This window comes from Mesorhizobium sp. M1428 (genome assembly GCF_040317515.1).
In the GTDB taxonomy this organism is placed as follows: Bacteria; Pseudomonadota; Alphaproteobacteria; order Rhizobiales; family Rhizobiaceae; genus Mesorhizobium.
This window is the reverse complement of the sequence record NZ_JAMYKT010000002.1, coordinates 12933-31282: the sequence shown is the minus strand read 5'-3', so window position 1 is coordinate 31282 and position 18350 is coordinate 12933. Positions and strand designations below refer to the sequence as shown.

Sequence of the window (18350 nt, the reverse complement as noted above, 5' to 3'; positions counted from 1 at the left end):
CGGCAGATGGGCCATGTCCGCCAAAAGCGGGCACGGTCTTGCCGGTCCGGGACTAATGCTGAGCAGGTGTTGCCATGGATATGATGGACAGTTTTGGAAAGATCGCGGCGCCGACCCGCCCGAAAAACGATTTCAACTATGAAACCGACTGCAGGGCGGCGCTGGCGCCTTTGGTCGAAGGCTTGCTGGATATGGCCGAGTCGGCCGGCTGGGACCGCCGCAAGGCGGCCTACACGCTGATGTTTCTGTCGGCTCAACGCGTGGGGGCCGGCACGAAGGAGCCCAAATGATCGCGGCGAGGATGCGCGAATGCCTGCGCCTGCTGCGGTGGTCGGAAACCGATTTCGCCGAAGAGGCGGGGTACCCCATAGCCAAGGCAAAGGCGTGGCTCTACGGGCGCGAACATCCGCCGCTGGGCGTGGCGGCCTGGCTCGAGGCGCTGGTCAAGGTGCATCGGCTGCTGCCGCGGCCGGGCACGCCGCAGGCCGTATTTCATTCACCGATCGACGCCGTCCTGCAGGCGGATCGAAGCGCCGGCGCGGTTGAGTTCCGAAAGGAGCCGATTGAGCCAGGAAAGGAGAGTGTCATGGATCGTGCTTCGTTCGACAAGCCGGTTACCATCCTCACCGGCCTCGGTACGCCGACGAAGATAGAAAGCGCGGCTGAGGCCTATGCGCTTTTGGCTGAATGGCCGGCAACGAGCCGGACGGCTGCGCATGACATTGCCGCAAAAGCGTGCCGTGCCGCATTGGAAGGAGAGATCGACGCCGAAACGGCGCGCGCCACCTTCGTTGCCTTCGCCCGCCGCAACGACCTGCTTGCGCCGCAGACGACCGGGATGGTTGCCGGCGGGAGCGTTGCTGGCGCGACGGTTGCCGACTGGGCAACGCGCCCGCAACGCGTCAACGCCCCGGCCTGAGCTGGCGCGTTTTGAGCGAACTCTGGAGATTGGCGAAAGCCGGGGTGCCGGCCAATCTCCCCCTCAAGTGGGGAGATTGGCAGCTTCGCCGACAGCGCTCTAAGCCATCGGCAGCAGCCGGCGCATGATCAGCGAGGCGTGACCGCCCACGCCGTGTGCAGCCGGCCGGCGCTCGACGACCTCGAAGCCGTGCTTGCGATAGAAGGCGATTGCGCGGTCGTTGCCCTCGATCACCTCCAGGGCGATGCTGGGAATACCCGCATGCGCGGCAAGAACGGCATGCAGCAGGTCAGCGGCAAGGCCGGTGCCGTACTCGCTTTTGTCTATATGGAGCCGCTCGAGCATGACCTCGCCCTTGTCGTCCATCGCGGCCATCGCATAACCGGCGAGCGAGCCGTCAGCCCGCTCGGCGACGAAGGACATCTTGCTGTCGTCCCCGAGCTCGGCCGCCAGCCGCTCCGGCGCGTGCCTCTCGTCCGAAAGCCGTGCCGTGGTCTCGGCACCCAGAATCGGCGAATAGATGTGTCGCCAGGATTGGCCCAGCAGCCGCGACACCGCCGGAATTTCCTGTTCGGTCATGGTCCTTATTTGAGTCATTGGCACCTCGCCTCAGAAACCTGCCCCTTTGAGCGGAGATGTTCGGCAGGACAGAGAAGGTACTGTCCCACCGACCCCTGCACGGCCGAGTTCAGCGCGTATCTTCGCCGGCCACGATTACGATGTGCTGACAGACATTGTCGATATCGCGAATGACGTCGTCGTTCCAGAAGCGCAGGATAGTCCAGCCGCTGCTCTCCAAATAGGCGCTGCGTATCCTATCCCGCTCGGCGTGCTCAGCATCGGCGTGCTGGCTGCCATCGATCTCGACGATGAGGCTGTGCGTCGGGCAGGCAAAATCCACAATGTAGGGTCCAATCGGCACCTGCCGGCGAAAGCTCAAATCCATCAGCCGATGCGCGCGAAGCTCATTCCACAGTTTCAGCTCGGCGTCGGTCATCACGCGACGCATGGATTTTGCATTCTTGCGCTGGCGTGACGGAACGAGATCGTGCCCCACTAGGCGCCCCTGTCGTCGTGATTGGCGAAGTCATGGGTGACGGCCGATCTCCCCCCTTGCGGGGGAGATGCCCGGCAGGGCAGAGGGGGTGCTGCCCCGCCAGCTTGTCAGCCATTTGCAGTCTAATCCTCCTGCTGGAATGGGCTTGGAAGCGGCTCAGATTGGGACGTTGGCGATCCTTCCCACCCCCCTCTGTCCTGCCGGACATCTCTCCCGCAAAGGGGGAGATTGGCTGTTGCCAGCGCTTCGCCAACCTCCTGCTGCCTTGCAGCGAGAATCGTCGCTTCTCCGCCATCACCGCCTTACCCGCGATTTCAGCCAGCGGTCGAAGGCCACGGCGAGGATCAGGATCAGGCCGATGACGATGCTTTGCGTGTAGGACGAGACGTTGTTGAACTGCAGCCCGTTCTGCAAGACGCCGATCAGTCCTGCACCGACTACCGTGCCGCCGACGCTGCCGATGCCGCCGAATAGCGAGGTGCCGCCGATGACGACCGCCGAGATCACCGTCAGCTCGTAGCCGATGCCGGCGACGGCTTCGGAGGAGTTGAGCCGCGCCGACAAAACGAAGGCGGCAAGGCCGGCGAAGAAGCCGACGATGATGTAGACCGAGATCAGGATGCGGTCGACGCGCAGGCCGGAGAGCCGTGCGGCCTCGGCATTGCCGCCAACGGCGTAGACGGCGCGACCGTAGCGCGTGTAACGCAGCACGATGTGGCAAAGGATGGCGGCAATCGCGAAGATGATTGCCGGCACCGGAACCGGGCCGATCAGGCCGGTACCGAACCAGCGCATCGAGGCGTCGAAGCCGGAGATCGGACCGCCATTGGAGATTGTCAAGGTCAGGCCGCGAAACACGGTGAGGCCGCCGAGCGTGACGACGAAGGGCGGCACTTTCAGCCTGGTGATGGCAAAGCCCTGGGCGCCGCCGGCCATGGCACCGACAACGACGGCGGCGAGAAGGGCGGCGAACCAGCCATAGCCTTGCGTGCCAGACGTCGACAGCGACAGCGTGTTGGCGGTGCCGCCTTTGGCTACCACGGCCGCGACCATGCCACAGAAGGCGAGCAGCGAGCCGACCGACAGGTCGATACCGGCGGTCAGGATGACGAAGGTCATGCCGAGCGCGATCAGCCCGGTGATCGAGATCTGGCGCATGATGTTGAACAGGTTGATCGGGTCGATGAAGCTCGGCTTCAGCACGGTGAAGACGACGATCAGCAACGCCAGGAACATCAGTGGGCCGAAGCTCATCAGCAGGCGCGCAAGATTGACGCCGCCGCGCTGGCTCCGTTCGGTCGTGCTGGTCATTGCGTTGCTTCCTGCTTCTGGTCGAGCGCCATCAGTTCCATCAGTTTCTCCTCGGTCGCCTCGATACCGGGCATCTCGCCGGTGATGCGCCCGCGCCGCATGGTCACGATCCTGTCCGACACCGCAAGCACTTCGGGCAGCTCGGAGGAGATCATCATGATGGCGATGCCGCGCGCCGCGAGCTCCACCAGGATCTGGTGCACCTCCGCCTTGGCGCCGACATCGACACCACGCGTCGGTTCATCGACGATCAGCACCTTGGGGTCGCGCGCCAGCCAGCGGGCAAGGATGACCTTCTGCTGGTTGCCTCCCGACAGTCCCTCGATCGCCTGCTCGGGCGAGGCCATGCGGATCGACAGCGTCTTCCTGTAGTTCGCCAACGCCTCGCGCTCGCGCCGCTCGGCCATGAAGCCGACATTGGAGTAGCGGTCGAGCGCGGCTACGGAAAAATTGGTGAGGATGGCGAGGGCCGCGAAGATCGCCTGGTGCTTGCGGTCCTCCGGCACCAGGCCGATGCCGAGCTCGATGGCGTCGGCGGGTGAGGCGGGCGCGATCGGCTTGCCGTCGAGCCTGATGGTGCCGGCGGCAATGCGGTCGGCGCCGAAGATGGCGCGAGCGAGCTCGGTGCGGCCGGAGCCGACGAGCCCGGCGACGCCGAGGATCTCGCCCGCCTTGAGGTCGAGATCGACGCCTTCGAGCACGATCGCGTGCGGCGCCTGCGGATCGCGCACGGTGCGCAGGCCGCGCACCGAGAGCCTGACGTCGCCGGCGACGTCGCGCTGCGTCGGCCTGGCATAGAGCTCGGAAGCGGCGCGGCCGACCATCTTCTCGATAATCTTCGGCAGTTTGATCGGCCCACCTTCGCGGTCTAGATGGCCGGCCAGCCTGCCGTCGCGCAGCACCGTCATGCGGTCGCAGATCGCCGAGGCCTCTTCCAGCCGGTGGGTGACGAACATGATGGCGACGCCGTCCTTGCGCAGCCGGCCCATGATCGACATCAGCCTGTGCACTTCGGTTTCGGTCAGCGCCGAGGTCGGCTCGTCCATGATGATCAAGCGGCTCTTCAGCGACAGCGCACGGGCGATCTCGACCAGCTGCTGCTCGGCCACCGACAGCGCCGACACCGGCGTCGCCGGGTCGAGGTCGAGGCCGACGCGAGCGATGATCGCGCGCGAATCTTCCTCCATCTTCCGCCAGCTGACCAGCCCGAACCGGCCGAGCGGCGCACGGCCGATGAAGATATTCTCCGCCACGGTCAGCGTCGGGATCAGGCTCAGTTCCTGGTAGATGGTGACGATGCCGTGGCGCTTGGCATCCTGCGGATTGTGCGGGCTGAATTCGACCCCATCGAAGACGATGCGGCCGCTGGACGGCGGCATCACGCCGGACAGGATCTTGAGCAGCGTCGATTTGCCGGCGCCGTTCTCACCGAGCAGGCCGAGGATCTCGCCGGGGCGGACTTCGAGCGAAACGTCGTTCAGCGCGGTGACGCCGGCAAAGCGCTTGGTCACGCCCTCGACGGTGAGCAGGGCGGGAGAGGGTGATGGCTCCAAGGCTTCGGCTGGCAAAGGATGCTCCTTCGATGCAATTCACGCCGCTTGAACACCCCCTCTGTCCTGCTGGACATCTCCCCCCCACAAGGGGGGAGATCGGATGTCACGCCGGCTTTCGCCAATTTTCGATCTTGCAGAAGAGGCGAGGCCAATGAAGCTGCCAATCTCCCCACTTGCGGGGGAGATGGCCGGCAGGCCAGAGGGGGGTGCTGTCCCGCCGGCTTTGCCTACTTCGTCTCGCCCAGCCTCTCCGCCTTGTCGAGATTGTCCTTGCCGATGACGATCGGCGTCAAAAGCACCAGCTTTTCCTTCGGCTCGGTCTTGTCCCTAGCGTAGGCGACCGCGATCTGCACCGCGGTGCGCGACTGCTCGCCGGGGAATTGCTCGACCGTGCCGGCCAGCTTGCCGTCGCGCACGGCGACCAGCGCTTCGGGAAGCGCGTCGAAGCCGTAGATCTTGACGTCGGTGAAGTTGCGCGCCGCGCAGGCTTCGACCGCGCCAAGCGCCATGTCGTCATTGGCGCAGATGATCGCGTCGGGCTTGCCGTTGGCGGCAAGGCCGGCCTCGGTGACGGAGAGCGCTTCGGCGCGGGCGAAGTTGGCGGTCTGCTCGAAGATGATCTGGTACTTGTCCTTCATCGGATCGAGGACGTTGTGCACACCCTTGTTACGGTCGATCGCCGGTCCGGCACCGGGCTGGCCCTGCAGATGGAAAATCTTGGCCCCGTTCGGGAACGCCGCCACCATGGCCTGCGCTTCGGCCTCGCCGCCCTTGACATTGTCGGCGCCGACATGGGCGAGGATGCCTTCGACGCCCTCGACGCGGCGGTCGATGGTGACGACGGGAACGCCGGCCTTGACCGCTTCCTCGATGGCTGGGGCCAGCGCGTTGACGTCGAGCGGCGAGATGACGATGGCGTTGACCTTCTGCACGAGTGCCGCCTCGATATCGGCGGTCTGCTTGGGCGCCGAGTTCTGGCCGTCGCTCTCGATCAGGTTGACGCCCTGCGCCTGGGCTTCCGCCTTGATCTGGTTCAGCATGTGCACGAAGAACGGAAAGCCGAGGCTCGGCACCGAACCAAGGATGGTCAGCTTGTCCTGAGCAAAAGCCAGTTGCGGAGCGGCCAACGCCAAGGCGCCTATCGCCGCGGACGACAGCAGGAATTCACGTCTGTTGATCAATTTAGTCTCCTCCCAGATGAGCGCACGACCCCGGAACCGGAATGGGTTTTCCGGAAGGTTCCTTGCGTCGATTCAAAAATGGAGTGTCCTTTGAGCGCCCAACTCGTGTTTGAAGGGACGCAACGGCGCTCCAGCCGGTCCACCGCGACGTTCTCCTCCGCTCGGTGCCTGCGGGCAGATGCTAGCCAAGGCCGGAGCTTTGCGCAAGAACGGGAGAAGCAAGACCTACCGATCGATCATAACCATGGTGCCCTCGCCGTAGCGCGGACCGGCGACCTTTCCCGGCGCCAGCGCGTCGTCGAGCACCTTCATCTCGGCGGAATCCAGCTTGATCGAAGCTGCGGCGACATTCTCCTCGATGTATTTTCTGCGCTTGGTGCCGGGGATCGGCACGATGTTGATGCCGAAGGCGCTCGCCTTGTGGAGCAGCCAGACCAGCGCGATCTGGCCTGGCTTGACGCGCTTCGCCGCGGCGATGTCGAGTACCGTGGCCGCCGCCCGCATGTTGGCGTCATAGTTGGCGCCCTGGTAGCGCGGGTCGCCGCGCCGGTAATCGCCCTCCGGATACTCTTCGGCGCGCCTGACGTCGCCGGTGAGAAAGCCGCGGCCGAGCGGCGAGAACGGCACCAGGCCGATGCCGAGCTCCTTCAGCAGCGGAATGATCTCCGGCTCCAGATTGCGCTCCCACAGTGAATATTCGCTCTGCACGGCCGACACCGGATGCACGGCATGCGCCCGGCGGATGTTGGCGGCGCCGGCTTCAGAGAGGCCGAAGAAGCGGACCTTGCCGTGAGCGATCAGCTCGCCGACAGCGCCCGCCACATCCTCGATCGGCACCGCCGGATCAACGCGGTGCTGATAGAGGAGGTCGACGTGGTCGGTGGCCAGCCTCCTCAGCGAACCTTCCAAAGCCTTGCGGATATGTTCGGGCCGGCTGTCGCGCTCGGTGCCGACTTGCTTGCCGTTTTCAATGCGGAAGCCGAATTTCGTCGCGATCGTCACCTCATCGCGCCGACCCTTCAGCGCGCGGCCGAGCAGTTCCTCGTTGGAGAACGGCCCGTACACTTCCGCGGTGTCGAGGAAGGTGCAGCCGAGTTCGATGGCGCGGTGCAGCGTGGCGGTCGATTCCGCCTCGTCGGCCGGGCCATAGGACTGGCTCATGCCCATGCAGCCGAGACCGATTGCCGAGACTTGCAGCCCCTGGCTGCCGAGTTTGCGCATCGTCAATGTCATGTGAAGTTCTCCGGATCAGCATCGCTTTCCAAGCCGCCAGGTTCAATATAGCGCACCGGCTCGGTTTCCACAGAGCGGGAGGCGCCACCGCCGGAGGGCTCGCAGCGGCCGCTAAATTGACAGCCGACCCGCTCTCGGCCATCCTTAAGGCACGCCGCCTTGCGGCCTGTGCGTGAGTAACCAGCATGGCCAGTTCCGTCGCCAGTCAGAAATCCAAGCGCGCCGCGGTGCGGAACGCGCTCGACCGCCACAAGGTCTACATCACCGCGCAGCGTTTTTCGGCCGGCAGCTACAGCGCGCGCGTGCTGGTCGACGGCGAGGCCTATTGGGTCGACGAATTCCGGCTCAGCCAGCTGCAGCAGGGCCTGTCGCCGGCCGAACTCGAATTGACACCGGCCACCGACGATTGAGCGGCGTGACCTCCCATCCTTCGTCATCCCAGGGCGGAGCAGGAGCGAAGCGACGTCGCGAAGACGCTAGGATCCATGCCGTGACATTGGAGCGCCGCTGCGATGGGATTTTGATGCCGCGCTCGTCGCTTTTGCCCATCACCCGCGCCTAGTCCATGCCAGCTCCTTCGAAGCTCAAAGCTTATCGCGCCAAGCGCGAGTTCACGAGGACGCCGGAACCAGCGGGTGGCCTGGTTGCCGGTGAGGGCAATCGTTTCGTCGTCCACAAGCATCATGCCACCGCCGATCACTACGATCTGCGCCTGCAGGTCGGCGACGTGCTGAAGAGCTGGGCGGTGCCGCGCGGCCCCTCGCTCAATCCCGCCGACAAAAGGCTGGCGGTCGAGACCGAGGACCATCCGCTCGAATATATCGATTTCGAAGGCGTCATTCCCGAAGGCGAATATGGCGGCGGGCCGATGATCGTCTGGGATGCCGGCGTCTGGGCGCCGATGGACGATGTCGAGAAGAGCCTGCGCACCGGCTCCTTCAAATTCCGCCTCGCCGGCGAGAAGCTCAATGGCGGCTGGATGCTGACGCGGCTGAAACCGAAGCCCGGCGAGGATGAGGGCAAGAAGAACTGGCTGCTGTTCAAGGAGCGCGATCTTGCCGCCGATGTCACGCTCGACATACTGGAAGTCAGGCCGGAAAGCGTCAAATCCGGCCGTCGCATCGAGGAGCTGGTGGCAACGCCGAAGCCTGCCGCCAAACCTGCCAAGCCGGTGGCGCTGAAACCCGGCGCTTTGCCGGGCGCCGTCAAGGCGCCGCCGCCTTCCCGGATCGAGCCGCAATTGGCCACGCAGGTTCCGAAGCCGCCGGGCGGCGATGACCCCGCGGCCCGAACGGGCGAAGCCTGGCTGCACGAGATCAAGTTCGACGGCTACCGCACCATGGCGCATGTTTCCGACGGGAAGGTCAGGCTGATCACCCGCGCCGGCCTCGACTGGACGAAGCGCTATGGCGACCTGCCGCTTGCATTCGCCAGGCTGCCGTGCCGCGAGGCGATCGTCGACGGCGAGGTCGTCGCGCTCGACGCCAAGGGCATCAGCCGCTTTGCGCTTTTGCAGGACGCGCTCGCCGAAGGCGCCGGCAACAAGCTCCACTTCTACGCCTTCGATCTTCTGTATCTCGACGGCTGGGACTTGAGACAAGCGCCGCTCCGCCGGCGCAAGGCGCTGCTTTCGCAACTGCTGTCCGGTCTCGGCGCCAATTCGGCCATCCAGCTCAGCGATCATGTCGAGGGCGACGGCCAGGCACTTTATGACCAGGCATCCGAGATGGGGCTCGAGGGTGTCGTCTCCAAGCGCGCCACGGCAATCTACCAGAGCGGCCGCACCAAGACCTGGACCAAGACCAAGGCGCTTCAGACCGGCGACTTCGTCATCGCCGGCTACACGATCTCCGATGCGGCAGAGGGGTTGGCCGCACTCGGCCTCGGTGAATTCGAAGACGGCGAGCTGCACTATCGCGGCAAGGTCGGCACCGGCTTCGATGCGGGGACCGCCGGCGAATTGCTGGCCAGGCTGGAGCCGCTAAGGGCGGGTGCATCCGCGCCCGAAGGGGTTCCCCGCGAAATCATGCGCGAGATGAACTGGGTGCGGCCGCTGCTCTCGGCGCATATCCATTACGCCAACCGGACCACCGACAATGCGCTGCGCCATGCCGTGTTCCGCGGCCTGCGCGACGTCGGCCTGTCGACGCCGGTTTCGGCCAAGCGCAAGCGGCTGATCGCCGAGGCCGACCTCGCCACCATCTGGGTGACCAATCCGACGCGGCGGCTGTTCGGCAAGACCGGCCCGACCAAGCTCGACATTGCCGTCTATTACGCGCTGGTCGGCGATTTCATGCTGCCGCATATCCTTGGCCGGCCGGTGTCGCTGGTGCGTTGCCCGACCGGCAAGCCGCAGGACTGTTTCTTCCAGCGCCACGCCTTCACCGGCATGCCGTCCTCGGTGGCGACCTTCGAGGCGACCAATTCGGAGGGCGAGACCAAATCCTACCTCTCGGTGGAAGACGCCAAGGGCTATCTGGCGCTGGCGCAGTTCGGCGTCGTCGAGTTCCACACCTGGGGCACCCATCGCACGCGGCTCGACAAGCCGGACCTGATCGTTTTCGACCTCGATCCAGGCGAGGGGATCGCCTGGCGCGAGGTGGTGGAGGCGGCGGTGCACGTTAAGGGCGAGCTGGAAGCGCTAGGACTGGTGCCGTTCGCCAAGACCTCCGGCGGCCACGGCATCCACATCACCGTGCCGGTCACGCAAAAGCAGAACTGGAAGAAACTGCACCAGGCGACCAGCGCCATCTCCACGCATCTTGCCGCCACCGCGCCCGACACTTTCACCACCACCATGGGCAAGGACAACCGCAAGCGCCGCATCTTCATCGATTATCACCGCAATGCGCGCGGCCACACTTCGGCGGCTCCCTATTCGCTGCGCGCCCGCACCAATTTGCCGGCCTCGACGCCGGTCAGCTGGAGCGATCTGGCGACCATCGACGCTCCGCAGGATCTGAATTATTCGTCGCTGCCGAGCCTGCTGGCAACGTCAGGCGATCCCTGGGCCGACATGGAAGATTTCGCCCGGGATTTGCCGGTGATAGGCTCCGCGAGGTAGTGCCGCGGGCGCGGCCCAGACTCCATCGACGCTCCGGAAAATTTGAATTATTCTTCGCCACGGACCTCTTGCCTGCAGGCGGCTCCCAGCGGAGGAAGATTTCGCTAGGGATTTGCCGGTATTGTAAGGGTCAATGTAGGATTTCGGCAGCCCCGTTCGTCCTGCGGACGAATGAACGCTGCAAACAGTTCGACAGCACAAGGCCGCGTAGGAGTATTTCATGGCGCCCAGAGCAAGTTGGAAAGGTTACCTCAAGCTCAGTCTGGTCAGCTGTCCGGTCCGGCTCTATCCGGCGACGAGCGCCAGCGAGCGCATCAGCTTCAACCAGCTGCACAAGAAGACGCACAACCGCATCAACATGAAACCTGTCGACCCCGAACTCGGGCTGGTCGAGCGCTCGGATCTGGTCAAGGGCTACGAATACGAGGACAAGCAGTACATCATCATCGAGGACTCCGATCTCGATGCGGTACGCATCGAATCCAACCATACGATGAACATCGAGGCCTTTGTCGACGAGCATTCGGTCGACGTCATCTATCAGGACGCGCCCTATTATCTGGCGCCAGACGGCGCAATGGCCGAGGAGACCTTCGCCGTGCTGCGCGAAGCGATGCGCAAATCCGGCAAACTGGCGATCGCCCGCCTGGTGCTGTCCAGCCGCGAACGCGTGGTGACGATCGGCGCGCGCGAGAACGGCATGTTCGTCTGCACCTTGAGGAATCCGAACGAAGTGCGTGGCACGGCTGAATATTTCGGCAATATCCCGGCCGGAAATCCCGATCCCGAAATGCTGCAATTGGCCGAAGCGCTGATCAAGCAGAAGGAAACCACCTTCGACCCGAAGAATTACGAGGACCGCTACGAGATCGCGCTGATGGCGATGATCCGCGAGAAGCTCAAGGGCCACAAGCCTATCATCGCAGCGGCGCCCGAGCGCGGCAATGTCATCAATCTCATGGATGCGCTGAAGGCGAGCCTGTCGCAATCGGCCAAGCCGCCGGCCAAGTCCAAGAGCAAAGCCGATGAGGCGGCGAAACCGGCAGCCAAAGCAAAGTCCGCCAAGGGCGGCGCCAAGGAAAACCCGCTCAAGGCCAATCTACTGCAGGCCGTCGGTAAGAGCAAAGGGTGACGGCGCCTACTGGCACGATCTTCGGCACTATCGGCGCGCTCGCGGCGTTTCCGCTTCGGCTGGCGGCGCGCGAGGTCGCGCGCCAGCACGGCCAATTGCGGCGCGGCGTCACCCGGCGCACGACACATGTCGTGTTGGGCCGCAAGTTGCTCGCCAAAGCCGGCGATGGCGAGATCGAGCGTCGCACTGCTGCGGAGCGCGCGGCGGGGCGCAAGCTGGTCAGCGAGAACGGCTTCCTGCGCCTGCTTGGCCTGATGAAGGCACCAGAGGCTTCGGCGCTGTCGCGGCAGTCGCTGATCGACCAGTCGCGGCTGACCGGCGCGGATCTCGACCTTTTGTCGCTGTTCGATGCCTTCGAACATGACGCCGAACCGTATTCCTTTCGCGACCTGATCCTCGCCCGCAAATATGCCGGGCTGGTCGCCGGCGGCGCTTCATGGGCGGCGATCGCGCGCTCGGTGCACCGCTCGGGCCCGATCGCCTCGCTCACCGCCAAGTCGCTCGCCGTCGGCTCGCAGCATGGGCGGGCCGATGCCATCTATCTCGAGGGAGGCCAGAGCGAACTCGACGGCCAGCTGCTGTTCGATCTGGGAACGCAGGATGACGACACGCTGGAAGAGCTGTTCGCCGATGCCGAGGCGGCGGAAGAGGCTGAAGACCACGAGCAGGCCGCGGCACTCTACCAGCGCTGTCTGGCCATCGACCCGAGCGACGCCATCGCCGCCTTCAACCGCGCCAACTGCCTGCGTGCCGCCGGCCACGCGGCCGAGGCGGCGCACGACTATGCCCGCGCGATAAAGCTCGATCCCGGCTTCGTCGAGGCCTGGTTCAATCTGGCCGGGCTGATGAGCGAAGAGGGGCGGGTGGCGTCGGCGCGCCGCCATTTGCTGAAGGCGATCGCACTGGATGCGAAGTACGCCGATGCGGTGTTCAACCTTGCGAGGCTGGAGTTCGACGCCGGCAATCTCGCCGAGGCGCGGCGGAGCTGGGTGCGCTATCTCGAGCTCGATGCCAATTCCGAATGGGCGCGTATGGCGGCCAAGGGAATACAGTTCGTGGATTTGCAGCTGGCGCGGATGTCGGCAGGGTAAGGTAATCCAATGCCTGCGCTTGAACACCCCCCTCTGTCCTGCCGGACATCTCCCCCGCAAGTGGGGAGATCGGCAGCTTCTCCTTACCGCCCGCCTTCCAACGTTGGTGATTGGCGAAAGCGATGGCGACATCCAATCTCCCCCCTTGCGGGGGAGATGGCCGGCAGGCCAGAGGGGGGTGGGACGGAACGCGGCCTCTATAAGTGGGCCGCCCCATGACCACCTTCCTCTTCGACGGCCCCGACACTGCCCCAATCACCATCTTGCTCGCCCATGGCGCCGGGGCGCCGATGGACTCTGCCTCGATGGCCGCCACGGCAAAAGCGCTCGCCGCGGCCGGCTTCCGCGTTGCGCGCTTTGAATTCCACTATATGGCGGCCCGCCGCTATGGCCACCGCAAGCCGCCGCCGCGCGCCGAGACGGTTAACCCGGAATACGTCAAGGCGATCGCCGACCTCCGGGCGAAGGGCGTGAAGGGTCCGCTGATCATCGGCGGCAAGTCGATGGGCGGACGCGTCGCTTCGATGATCGCCGACGAGATGTTTTCGAAGGGCGAGATCTCGGGCCTGCTTTGCCTTGGCTATCCCTTCCATCCGCCGGCCAAACCGACGCAGCTTCGGACAAAGCACCTCGCCGATCTCAAAACGCCGACATTGATCTTCCAAGGCACGCGCGACGAGTTCGGGACCAAAGACGAGGTCGCGACCTATGCTCTGTCCGACGCAATCGAGATTTTCTGGCTGGAAGACGGCGACCACGATCTGAAGCCGCGCAAAAACATCTCCGGTTTCTCCACCGCCGATCATCTGAAGACGCTCGCCGATGCGGTGAAAGCGTGGACCGAACGCATCGTGCGCTGAAGCAGGCCGATGAAGATCGCCACCTTCAACGTCAACAACATCAGCAGCCGGCTGCCGAACCTGCTCGCATGGCTGGCCGCCGCCAAACCCGACATCGCCTGCCTGCAGGAGCTCAAGACCAGGCAGACGCAGTTTCCGCGCACCGCGCTGGCGGCCGCCGGCTACGGCGCGGTTTGGGTCGGGCAGCCGACCTGGAACGGCGTCGCCATCCTTTCGCGTGGCTCAGAACCCGTTCTGACCCGCGAGGCGCTGCCCGGCGACGATAGCGACCAGCAGGCGCGCTACATCGAAGCGGCGGTCAACGGCATCGTCGTCGCCTGCCTCTACGCGCCGAACGGCAACCCGCAGCCCGGCCCGAAATTCCAGTACAAGCTGGCCTGGCACGAAAGGCTGGAGGCGCATGCTGCGCAGTTGCTCGACACCGGCCTGCCCGTGGTGCTGGCAGGCGACTACAACATCGTGCCCGAACCGCGCGATATCTACCCGACCCGCTCCTATGACGACAACGCGCTGGTGCAGCCGGAAAGCCGCGCATCGTTCCAGCGCCTGCTCGATCAAGGCTGGCTTGACGCGCTGCGCAAGAAGCACCCGAGCGAGACGCTCTACACATTCTGGGACTACCGCCGCAATCGCTGGCCGCGCGATGCCGGCCTGCGACTCGACCATATCTTGCTCTCGAAGAAGCTGTCGCGCCGGCTGGTAGCGGCGGGCATCGACCGCGACGTGCGTGGCGAGGCCGGCGCCAGCGACCACGCGCCTGTCTGGGTGGAGTTGCGGTGAAGCATGAAACTGGCGCCGCCTTCCGGGCGGCAACCAGTCAGGTTGGCCGCGCCGCTTCGCGGGCGAACGCTTCGATCAAAGGGGCGTATCCCTCAAGGTCGGGCTGCGTAGCGAAACTGTGGGTAGCGGCGGTCGAAGCCCAGGGCAGCTTTTCCGACGTGAAGACTTCGACGAAAGGCACATACCAATAATGTTCGTCCAGCATGGTCGCGCGAACGTTGACGAAAAAGTCCAGCCCATGCGGACGCGTGAACATCCAGTTCTTGCAATGCGGGCAATAGAGTTGCCGGTGCGGGCCGTGCAGGCCGCCGACCACCGGCTCGCCTTGCGTTATGGCGAAACCGTCGCTGGGCACGGCCATGGTCAAGGAATACGCGCTGGCGCTCAGCTTCTGGCAGCCGGTGCAGTGACACGCCGTCGTCAGCAAGGGCGGCGCACTGATGCGAAAGCGTATTCCGCCGCACAGGCAACCACCGTCCCAAGGTAGCTTCCAATCGTCCATCGCTGGCCTCGCGTTAGCCTCTGCCAGCGATCTAGCGCGCGACCGGCAAGTTGCAATCTCCCCCTTGACGGTCCCGCAAGGGGGAGATCGGCAGCTTCACGTCTTCCGCCCAGGAATCGTGAACACCACGTCGGCGCGGCCGTAGCCGCCATCGGCGACCTCCTCGATCAGCACCATCGTGTAGGGGCGAACGCCTTCCCCGAACATCTCGACGAACAGGGCTGTGGTCTTGTGGACGAGGTCCTCCTTCTGTCCGGCGGACAGCGCGCGCTCAGGCACCTTGAAATTTGCAAACGGCATGATGTCGATTTCCTGTTGGTTGATGGAGATAAATTCAGACCGTGCCGCCATTGGCGCGCAGCACCTGGCCGTTGACCCAGCCGCTGTCCGGTCCGGAGAGGAACGACACCACGCCAGCGATATCGGCGGGCTGGCCGAGCCGCCCGAGCGGGATCATCCTGGTGATGGTCTCGACCAGTGCCTCGGACTTGCCGCCGAGGAACAGCTCGGTGGCCACCGGCCCCGGCGCCACGACATTGACGGTGATGCCGCGCGGCCCGAGTTCCTTGGCCAGCACATGGGTCATCGCCTCGACGCCGGCCTTGGAGGCAGCGTAGACACCGTAGGTCGGCTGGTAGAGCCCGACCACGCTGGACGAGAAGCTGATGATGCGGCCGCCGTCGCGCAGCCTTCTTGCGCCCTCGCGCATGCCGCGGAAGACGCCACCGAGGTTCACCGCGATCTGCTGCTCGAAACCAGCGTCGTCCATCTGCGCTATCGGCGCGAGCTTCATGATGCCGGCATTGTTGACCAGCACATCGAGGCCGCCAAAGGCCTGCTCGGCTGCGTCGAACAGATGCGCCACGCCCCTGGGATCGCCGACATCGGCCTGAACGGCGATCGCCGTGCCGCCTGCAGCCTCGATCTCGCGCAACACGCCTTCGGCGGCTTCTGCGCCTCTGGCATAGTTGACGATGACCGAAAAGCCGTCGCGTGCCAGCCGCCTGGCAATTTCGGCGCCGATACCCTTCGAGGCGCCGGTTACCAGCGCCACCTTTCCATTCCGCGTAGTCATGTCAGCTCTCCGATTCTTGTCGGCTGAAAATAGACGATAAATCCTGCGGGATAATCGCTCGGGACTTGCCAACACCATTCGGATATGGCGAACAATGGCGATGGACAGTCTCGACCGGATGCGCCTGCTTGCCCGTGTGATCGAGCGCGGCAGCTTCACCGCGGCGGCCGCCGATCTGTCGATGTCGCGATCGACCGCCACCGAAGCGATCAAGGACCTCGAGGCGCGGCTGGGGGTGAGGCTGCTCGAACGCACCACGCGTCATGTCAGGCCGACATTGGACGGCCAGGCCTATTACCAGCGCTGCCTTGCCATCCTTGCCGATGTCGAGGATGCCGAGGCCGGCTTTCAATCGGCGCAACCGCAGGGCCTTTTGAGGATCGACGTGCACGGCTTCATGGCTCGTCATTTCATCCTGCCGCGGCTCTCCGAATTCCTCGACCGCTACCCCGGGATCGACCTGCATATCGGCGACGGCGACCGGCTGGTCGACCTGGTGCGCGAGGGCATCGACTGCGTGCTGCGTTCCGGCGAACAGGCCGACAGCGGCATGATTGTGCGGCGGGTGGCAACATTGCGCGAAGTCACCTGTGCCAGCCCCGCCTATCTCGAAAAGCACGGTATGCCGGCAACCCCCGACGATCTCGAAGGCCATCTGATGGTCGGCTTCCGCTCGTCGCGGACCGGCGAGGTCATGCCGCTCGAATTCACCGTCGGCGGCGCGTTGCGCTATGTCAGCCTGCCCAGCCGGGTGACGGTCAACGGCTCCGACACGATGGCGGAGCTGGCGCGTCTCGGCTTCGGCCTGGTGCAGGCGCCGCATTACCGCTTTGCCGGGGATTTCGCACGCGGCACGCTTGTCGAAGTGCTGCCGGATTACCCGCCGTCGCCGACACCGCTGTCGGCGCTCTATCCACAGAACCGCCAGCTCGCGCCACGGGTACGCGTGTTCATCGACTGGGTGACCGGGATTTTTGGCGAGGATGGGACATCGGGCCGGGCGTGATCGTGCACCGGGCCGCCGGCTACTTTGCGAAGGGCGATCGGACGAGATATGCCGTGACGGGCGGGATTGGGCGAGGACAAAGGCTGCGCTCTCGCTGCGTTCGCGTCCAAAGGCCGGCAAACTGTAGGAGATCACCGATATCGTTGCGCTGATCGAGGGAAGCCGTAAAGCCGTGGTCGCGGAACGTACAAAAACGGACCGCCTCACTTCACGATGGAAAATTCGGACAGTTAGCCGACAACTCGGCCCATGCTCGATCCAATTCGACTTTCGATTGGGTCTTTTCAATGCTTTTCGCAGTGGCGTTGTCGATGAAGTTGCTTTCGATCCGCATGACTCGAAAATTTCCAACTGACGGCCGCTGATAGAGGACAACATAGCCGCAGTAACGATCGATGTTTTCAAACTTCGCCGCTATGTCGACTGCGGCATAAACGCCGGGAAAGGCAGCGTTCGCTGGGTCCTTCAACCACGTGAATTTGAGTAGCCGGCGCTCGCGCACAGCGCCGGCCTGAGAATGAAAATCTTTACTTTGCTCCAAGAAGGCGTTCGATGGGATCAAAGCTTTCGCGGTATCAGTCATCATTTCGTATGCCCGCCCATACTCTTGGTTATCGAGCGAAAGGAAGTAGCGACCAACCGTTTCCGTTGCATCTCGAACCGCGTCCTCCGAGGGAGTCCACTCTTGTGATTGTGCGGGTAGGATCGCAACCAACACCGAAGTCACGATCGCAAGGAAAGCTACGGCTGCATGTGTCATGGTAATTTCTTCGCAGGAGGTTGCCACGAATGCAATCCGGTCACGGCCGATAGCCAGAATTTCGAACTGTCACATATCTCCAACTCCAGCCACCTGCCGTTGCCCTGCGCGTCATCGCGGCCCTGATCCTTGATCAGTCCCGCCCTCGTGCTATAAAAAACCATGTCAGGGACCAGCCCCGCGGCCACTGCGCCGCTCATCGTGATCGATCTTCAGACCGGCATGTTCGACGGTGTCGCCGAACCGCCGATCCATGATGCCGACGGCATGGTTGCCCGCACCCGCGCGCTGATCGAATGGGCACGGCGCAGCGGGCGCAAGATCGCCTTCATCAGGCACGACGGCCCGCAGGGCGATCCTCTGGAGCCGGGTGAGCCGGGCTGGCCGGTGTGGCCGGCGCTCGGCCAGGCCGAGGACGAGCCGATTTTCGCCAAGCGTGTCGGCGACGCGTTCAGCAATGCCGCGCTTGCAGAATGGGTGGTCGGGCAGGGCGCCAGCGAGGTCGTTCTGATCGGCGCGCAGACCGATTTTTGCGTGGCGGCCACGGTGAAGGGCGCCTTTGCGGCGGGTCTGGGCGTCACCGTGGTTTCCGACGCCCACAGCACGCTCGACACCACCAGCGAGACCGCCGCGGAGATCATCGCCCGGCACAATGCGGCATTTGCCGCCGCCGGGGTCAAACTGGCGACGACGAAGGTGCTGATCGGCGGCTGATCCGCCGGCTCATCACCGTGCCGTCAAAGCCTGATCCAGCCGGGAAGAAACTGGCGGGTTCAGACAATTTGGCGCGGGGCGCCTCACCACTTGCGGGCTTCCGCCGGCGCGG

General features: G+C 64.5%; 20 protein-coding genes. 10 read left to right on the top strand and 10 right to left on the bottom strand.

Translation table 11 applies throughout. The features are described from left to right. Positions 1-74 precede the first annotated feature (74 nt). Positions 75-290, top strand: a complete 216-nt coding sequence (locus tag NKG60_RS03385) for a hypothetical protein (protein ID WP_352661457.1) — start codon at positions 75-77, stop codon at positions 288-290. Then, positions 287-919, top strand: coding sequence for a DUF982 domain-containing protein (locus NKG60_RS32200; protein WP_502912292.1), 633 nt, complete (start codon positions 287-289; stop codon positions 917-919). The genes NKG60_RS03385 and NKG60_RS32200 overlap by 4 nt, the downstream gene beginning before the upstream one ends. Positions 920-1018: 99 nt before the next feature. On the opposite strand, the gene NKG60_RS03375 is transcribed toward NKG60_RS32200, so the two are convergent. From NKG60_RS03375 to NKG60_RS03350, 6 genes are all read right to left on the bottom strand, one after another. Then, a complete protein-coding gene (locus tag NKG60_RS03375; RefSeq protein ID WP_352661454.1) occupies positions 1019-1516 on the bottom strand; it encodes a GNAT family N-acetyltransferase in 498 nt (165 codons plus the stop codon). A 91-nt stretch (positions 1517-1607) separates the two neighbouring features. After that, positions 1608-1976: an endonuclease domain-containing protein gene (locus tag NKG60_RS03370; protein WP_352661451.1), complete on the bottom strand. Its 369-nt coding sequence runs from the start codon at positions 1974-1976 to the stop codon at positions 1608-1610. 294 nt (positions 1977-2270) lie between these two features. Further along, positions 2271-3287 carry an ABC transporter permease gene (locus NKG60_RS03365; protein ID WP_352661448.1) on the bottom strand — a complete coding sequence of 339 codons (1017 nt, stop codon included), beginning with the start codon at positions 3285-3287 and terminating at the stop codon, positions 2271-2273. After that, positions 3284-4855: a sugar ABC transporter ATP-binding protein gene (locus NKG60_RS03360; protein WP_352661445.1), complete on the bottom strand. Its 1572-nt coding sequence runs from the start codon at positions 4853-4855 to the stop codon at positions 3284-3286. The genes NKG60_RS03365 and NKG60_RS03360 overlap by 4 nt, the downstream gene beginning before the upstream one ends. A 212-nt stretch (positions 4856-5067) precedes the next feature. Continuing rightward, complete coding sequence (locus tag NKG60_RS03355; protein ID WP_352662348.1) at positions 5068-6018, bottom strand: substrate-binding domain-containing protein; 951 nt, start codon at positions 6016-6018, stop codon at positions 5068-5070. 228 nt (positions 6019-6246) lie between these two features. After that, positions 6247-7254: an aldo/keto reductase gene (locus NKG60_RS03350; protein WP_352974081.1), complete on the bottom strand. Its 1008-nt coding sequence runs from the start codon at positions 7252-7254 to the stop codon at positions 6247-6249. Positions 7255-7439: 185 nt separating this feature from the next. Here NKG60_RS03350 and NKG60_RS03345 point away from each other — a divergent pair, with 185 nt between their 5' ends. From NKG60_RS03345 to NKG60_RS03320, 6 genes are all read left to right on the top strand, one after another. Beyond that, complete coding sequence (locus NKG60_RS03345) at positions 7440-7664, top strand: hypothetical protein (RefSeq protein WP_023675682.1); 225 nt, start codon at positions 7440-7442, stop codon at positions 7662-7664. A 155-nt stretch (positions 7665-7819) separates the two neighbouring features. After that, positions 7820-10318: a DNA ligase D gene (gene ligD, locus NKG60_RS03340; protein WP_352661439.1), complete on the top strand. Its 2499-nt coding sequence runs from the start codon at positions 7820-7822 to the stop codon at positions 10316-10318. 220 nt (positions 10319-10538) lie between these two features. Next, positions 10539-11450, top strand: a complete 912-nt coding sequence (ku, locus tag NKG60_RS03335) for a non-homologous end joining protein Ku (RefSeq protein WP_352661436.1) — start codon at positions 10539-10541, stop codon at positions 11448-11450. Next, a complete protein-coding gene (locus tag NKG60_RS03330) occupies positions 11447-12541 on the top strand; it encodes a tetratricopeptide repeat protein (RefSeq protein WP_352974078.1) in 1095 nt (364 codons plus the stop codon). The genes ku and NKG60_RS03330 overlap by 4 nt, the downstream gene beginning before the upstream one ends. A gap of 215 nt (positions 12542-12756) precedes the next feature. Then, complete coding sequence (locus NKG60_RS03325) at positions 12757-13401, top strand: alpha/beta hydrolase family protein (protein WP_352661431.1); 645 nt, start codon at positions 12757-12759, stop codon at positions 13399-13401. A gap of 9 nt (positions 13402-13410) precedes the next feature. Then, a complete protein-coding gene (locus NKG60_RS03320) occupies positions 13411-14181 on the top strand; it encodes an exodeoxyribonuclease III (protein ID WP_352661428.1) in 771 nt (256 codons plus the stop codon). 37 nt (positions 14182-14218) lie between these two features. On the opposite strand, the gene NKG60_RS03315 is transcribed toward NKG60_RS03320, so the two are convergent. From NKG60_RS03315 to NKG60_RS03305, 3 genes are all read right to left on the bottom strand, one after another. Beyond that, on the bottom strand, positions 14219-14683 hold the full coding sequence (locus NKG60_RS03315) for a GFA family protein (protein ID WP_352661425.1): 465 nt from the start codon (positions 14681-14683) through the stop codon (positions 14219-14221). A 96-nt stretch (positions 14684-14779) separates the two neighbouring features. Beyond that, a complete protein-coding gene (locus NKG60_RS03310) occupies positions 14780-14983 on the bottom strand; it encodes a tautomerase family protein (RefSeq protein WP_352661422.1) in 204 nt (67 codons plus the stop codon). Between the two features lie 34 nt (positions 14984-15017). Continuing rightward, a complete protein-coding gene (locus tag NKG60_RS03305; protein WP_352661420.1) occupies positions 15018-15758 on the bottom strand; it encodes an SDR family oxidoreductase in 741 nt (246 codons plus the stop codon). A gap of 100 nt (positions 15759-15858) precedes the next feature. Here NKG60_RS03305 and NKG60_RS03300 point away from each other — a divergent pair, with 100 nt between their 5' ends. Further along, complete coding sequence (locus NKG60_RS03300) at positions 15859-16764, top strand: LysR family transcriptional regulator (RefSeq protein WP_352662345.1); 906 nt, start codon at positions 15859-15861, stop codon at positions 16762-16764. Between the two features lie 208 nt (positions 16765-16972). Here the strand turns inward: NKG60_RS03300 and NKG60_RS03295 are convergent, their stop codons facing one another. Beyond that, positions 16973-17524, bottom strand: a complete 552-nt coding sequence (locus NKG60_RS03295; protein ID WP_352661418.1) for a DUF4019 domain-containing protein — start codon at positions 17522-17524, stop codon at positions 16973-16975. A 162-nt stretch (positions 17525-17686) separates the two neighbouring features. Here NKG60_RS03295 and NKG60_RS03290 point away from each other — a divergent pair, with 162 nt between their 5' ends. Then, complete coding sequence (locus tag NKG60_RS03290) at positions 17687-18238, top strand: cysteine hydrolase family protein (protein ID WP_352661415.1); 552 nt, start codon at positions 17687-17689, stop codon at positions 18236-18238. Positions 18239-18350 lie beyond the last annotated feature (112 nt).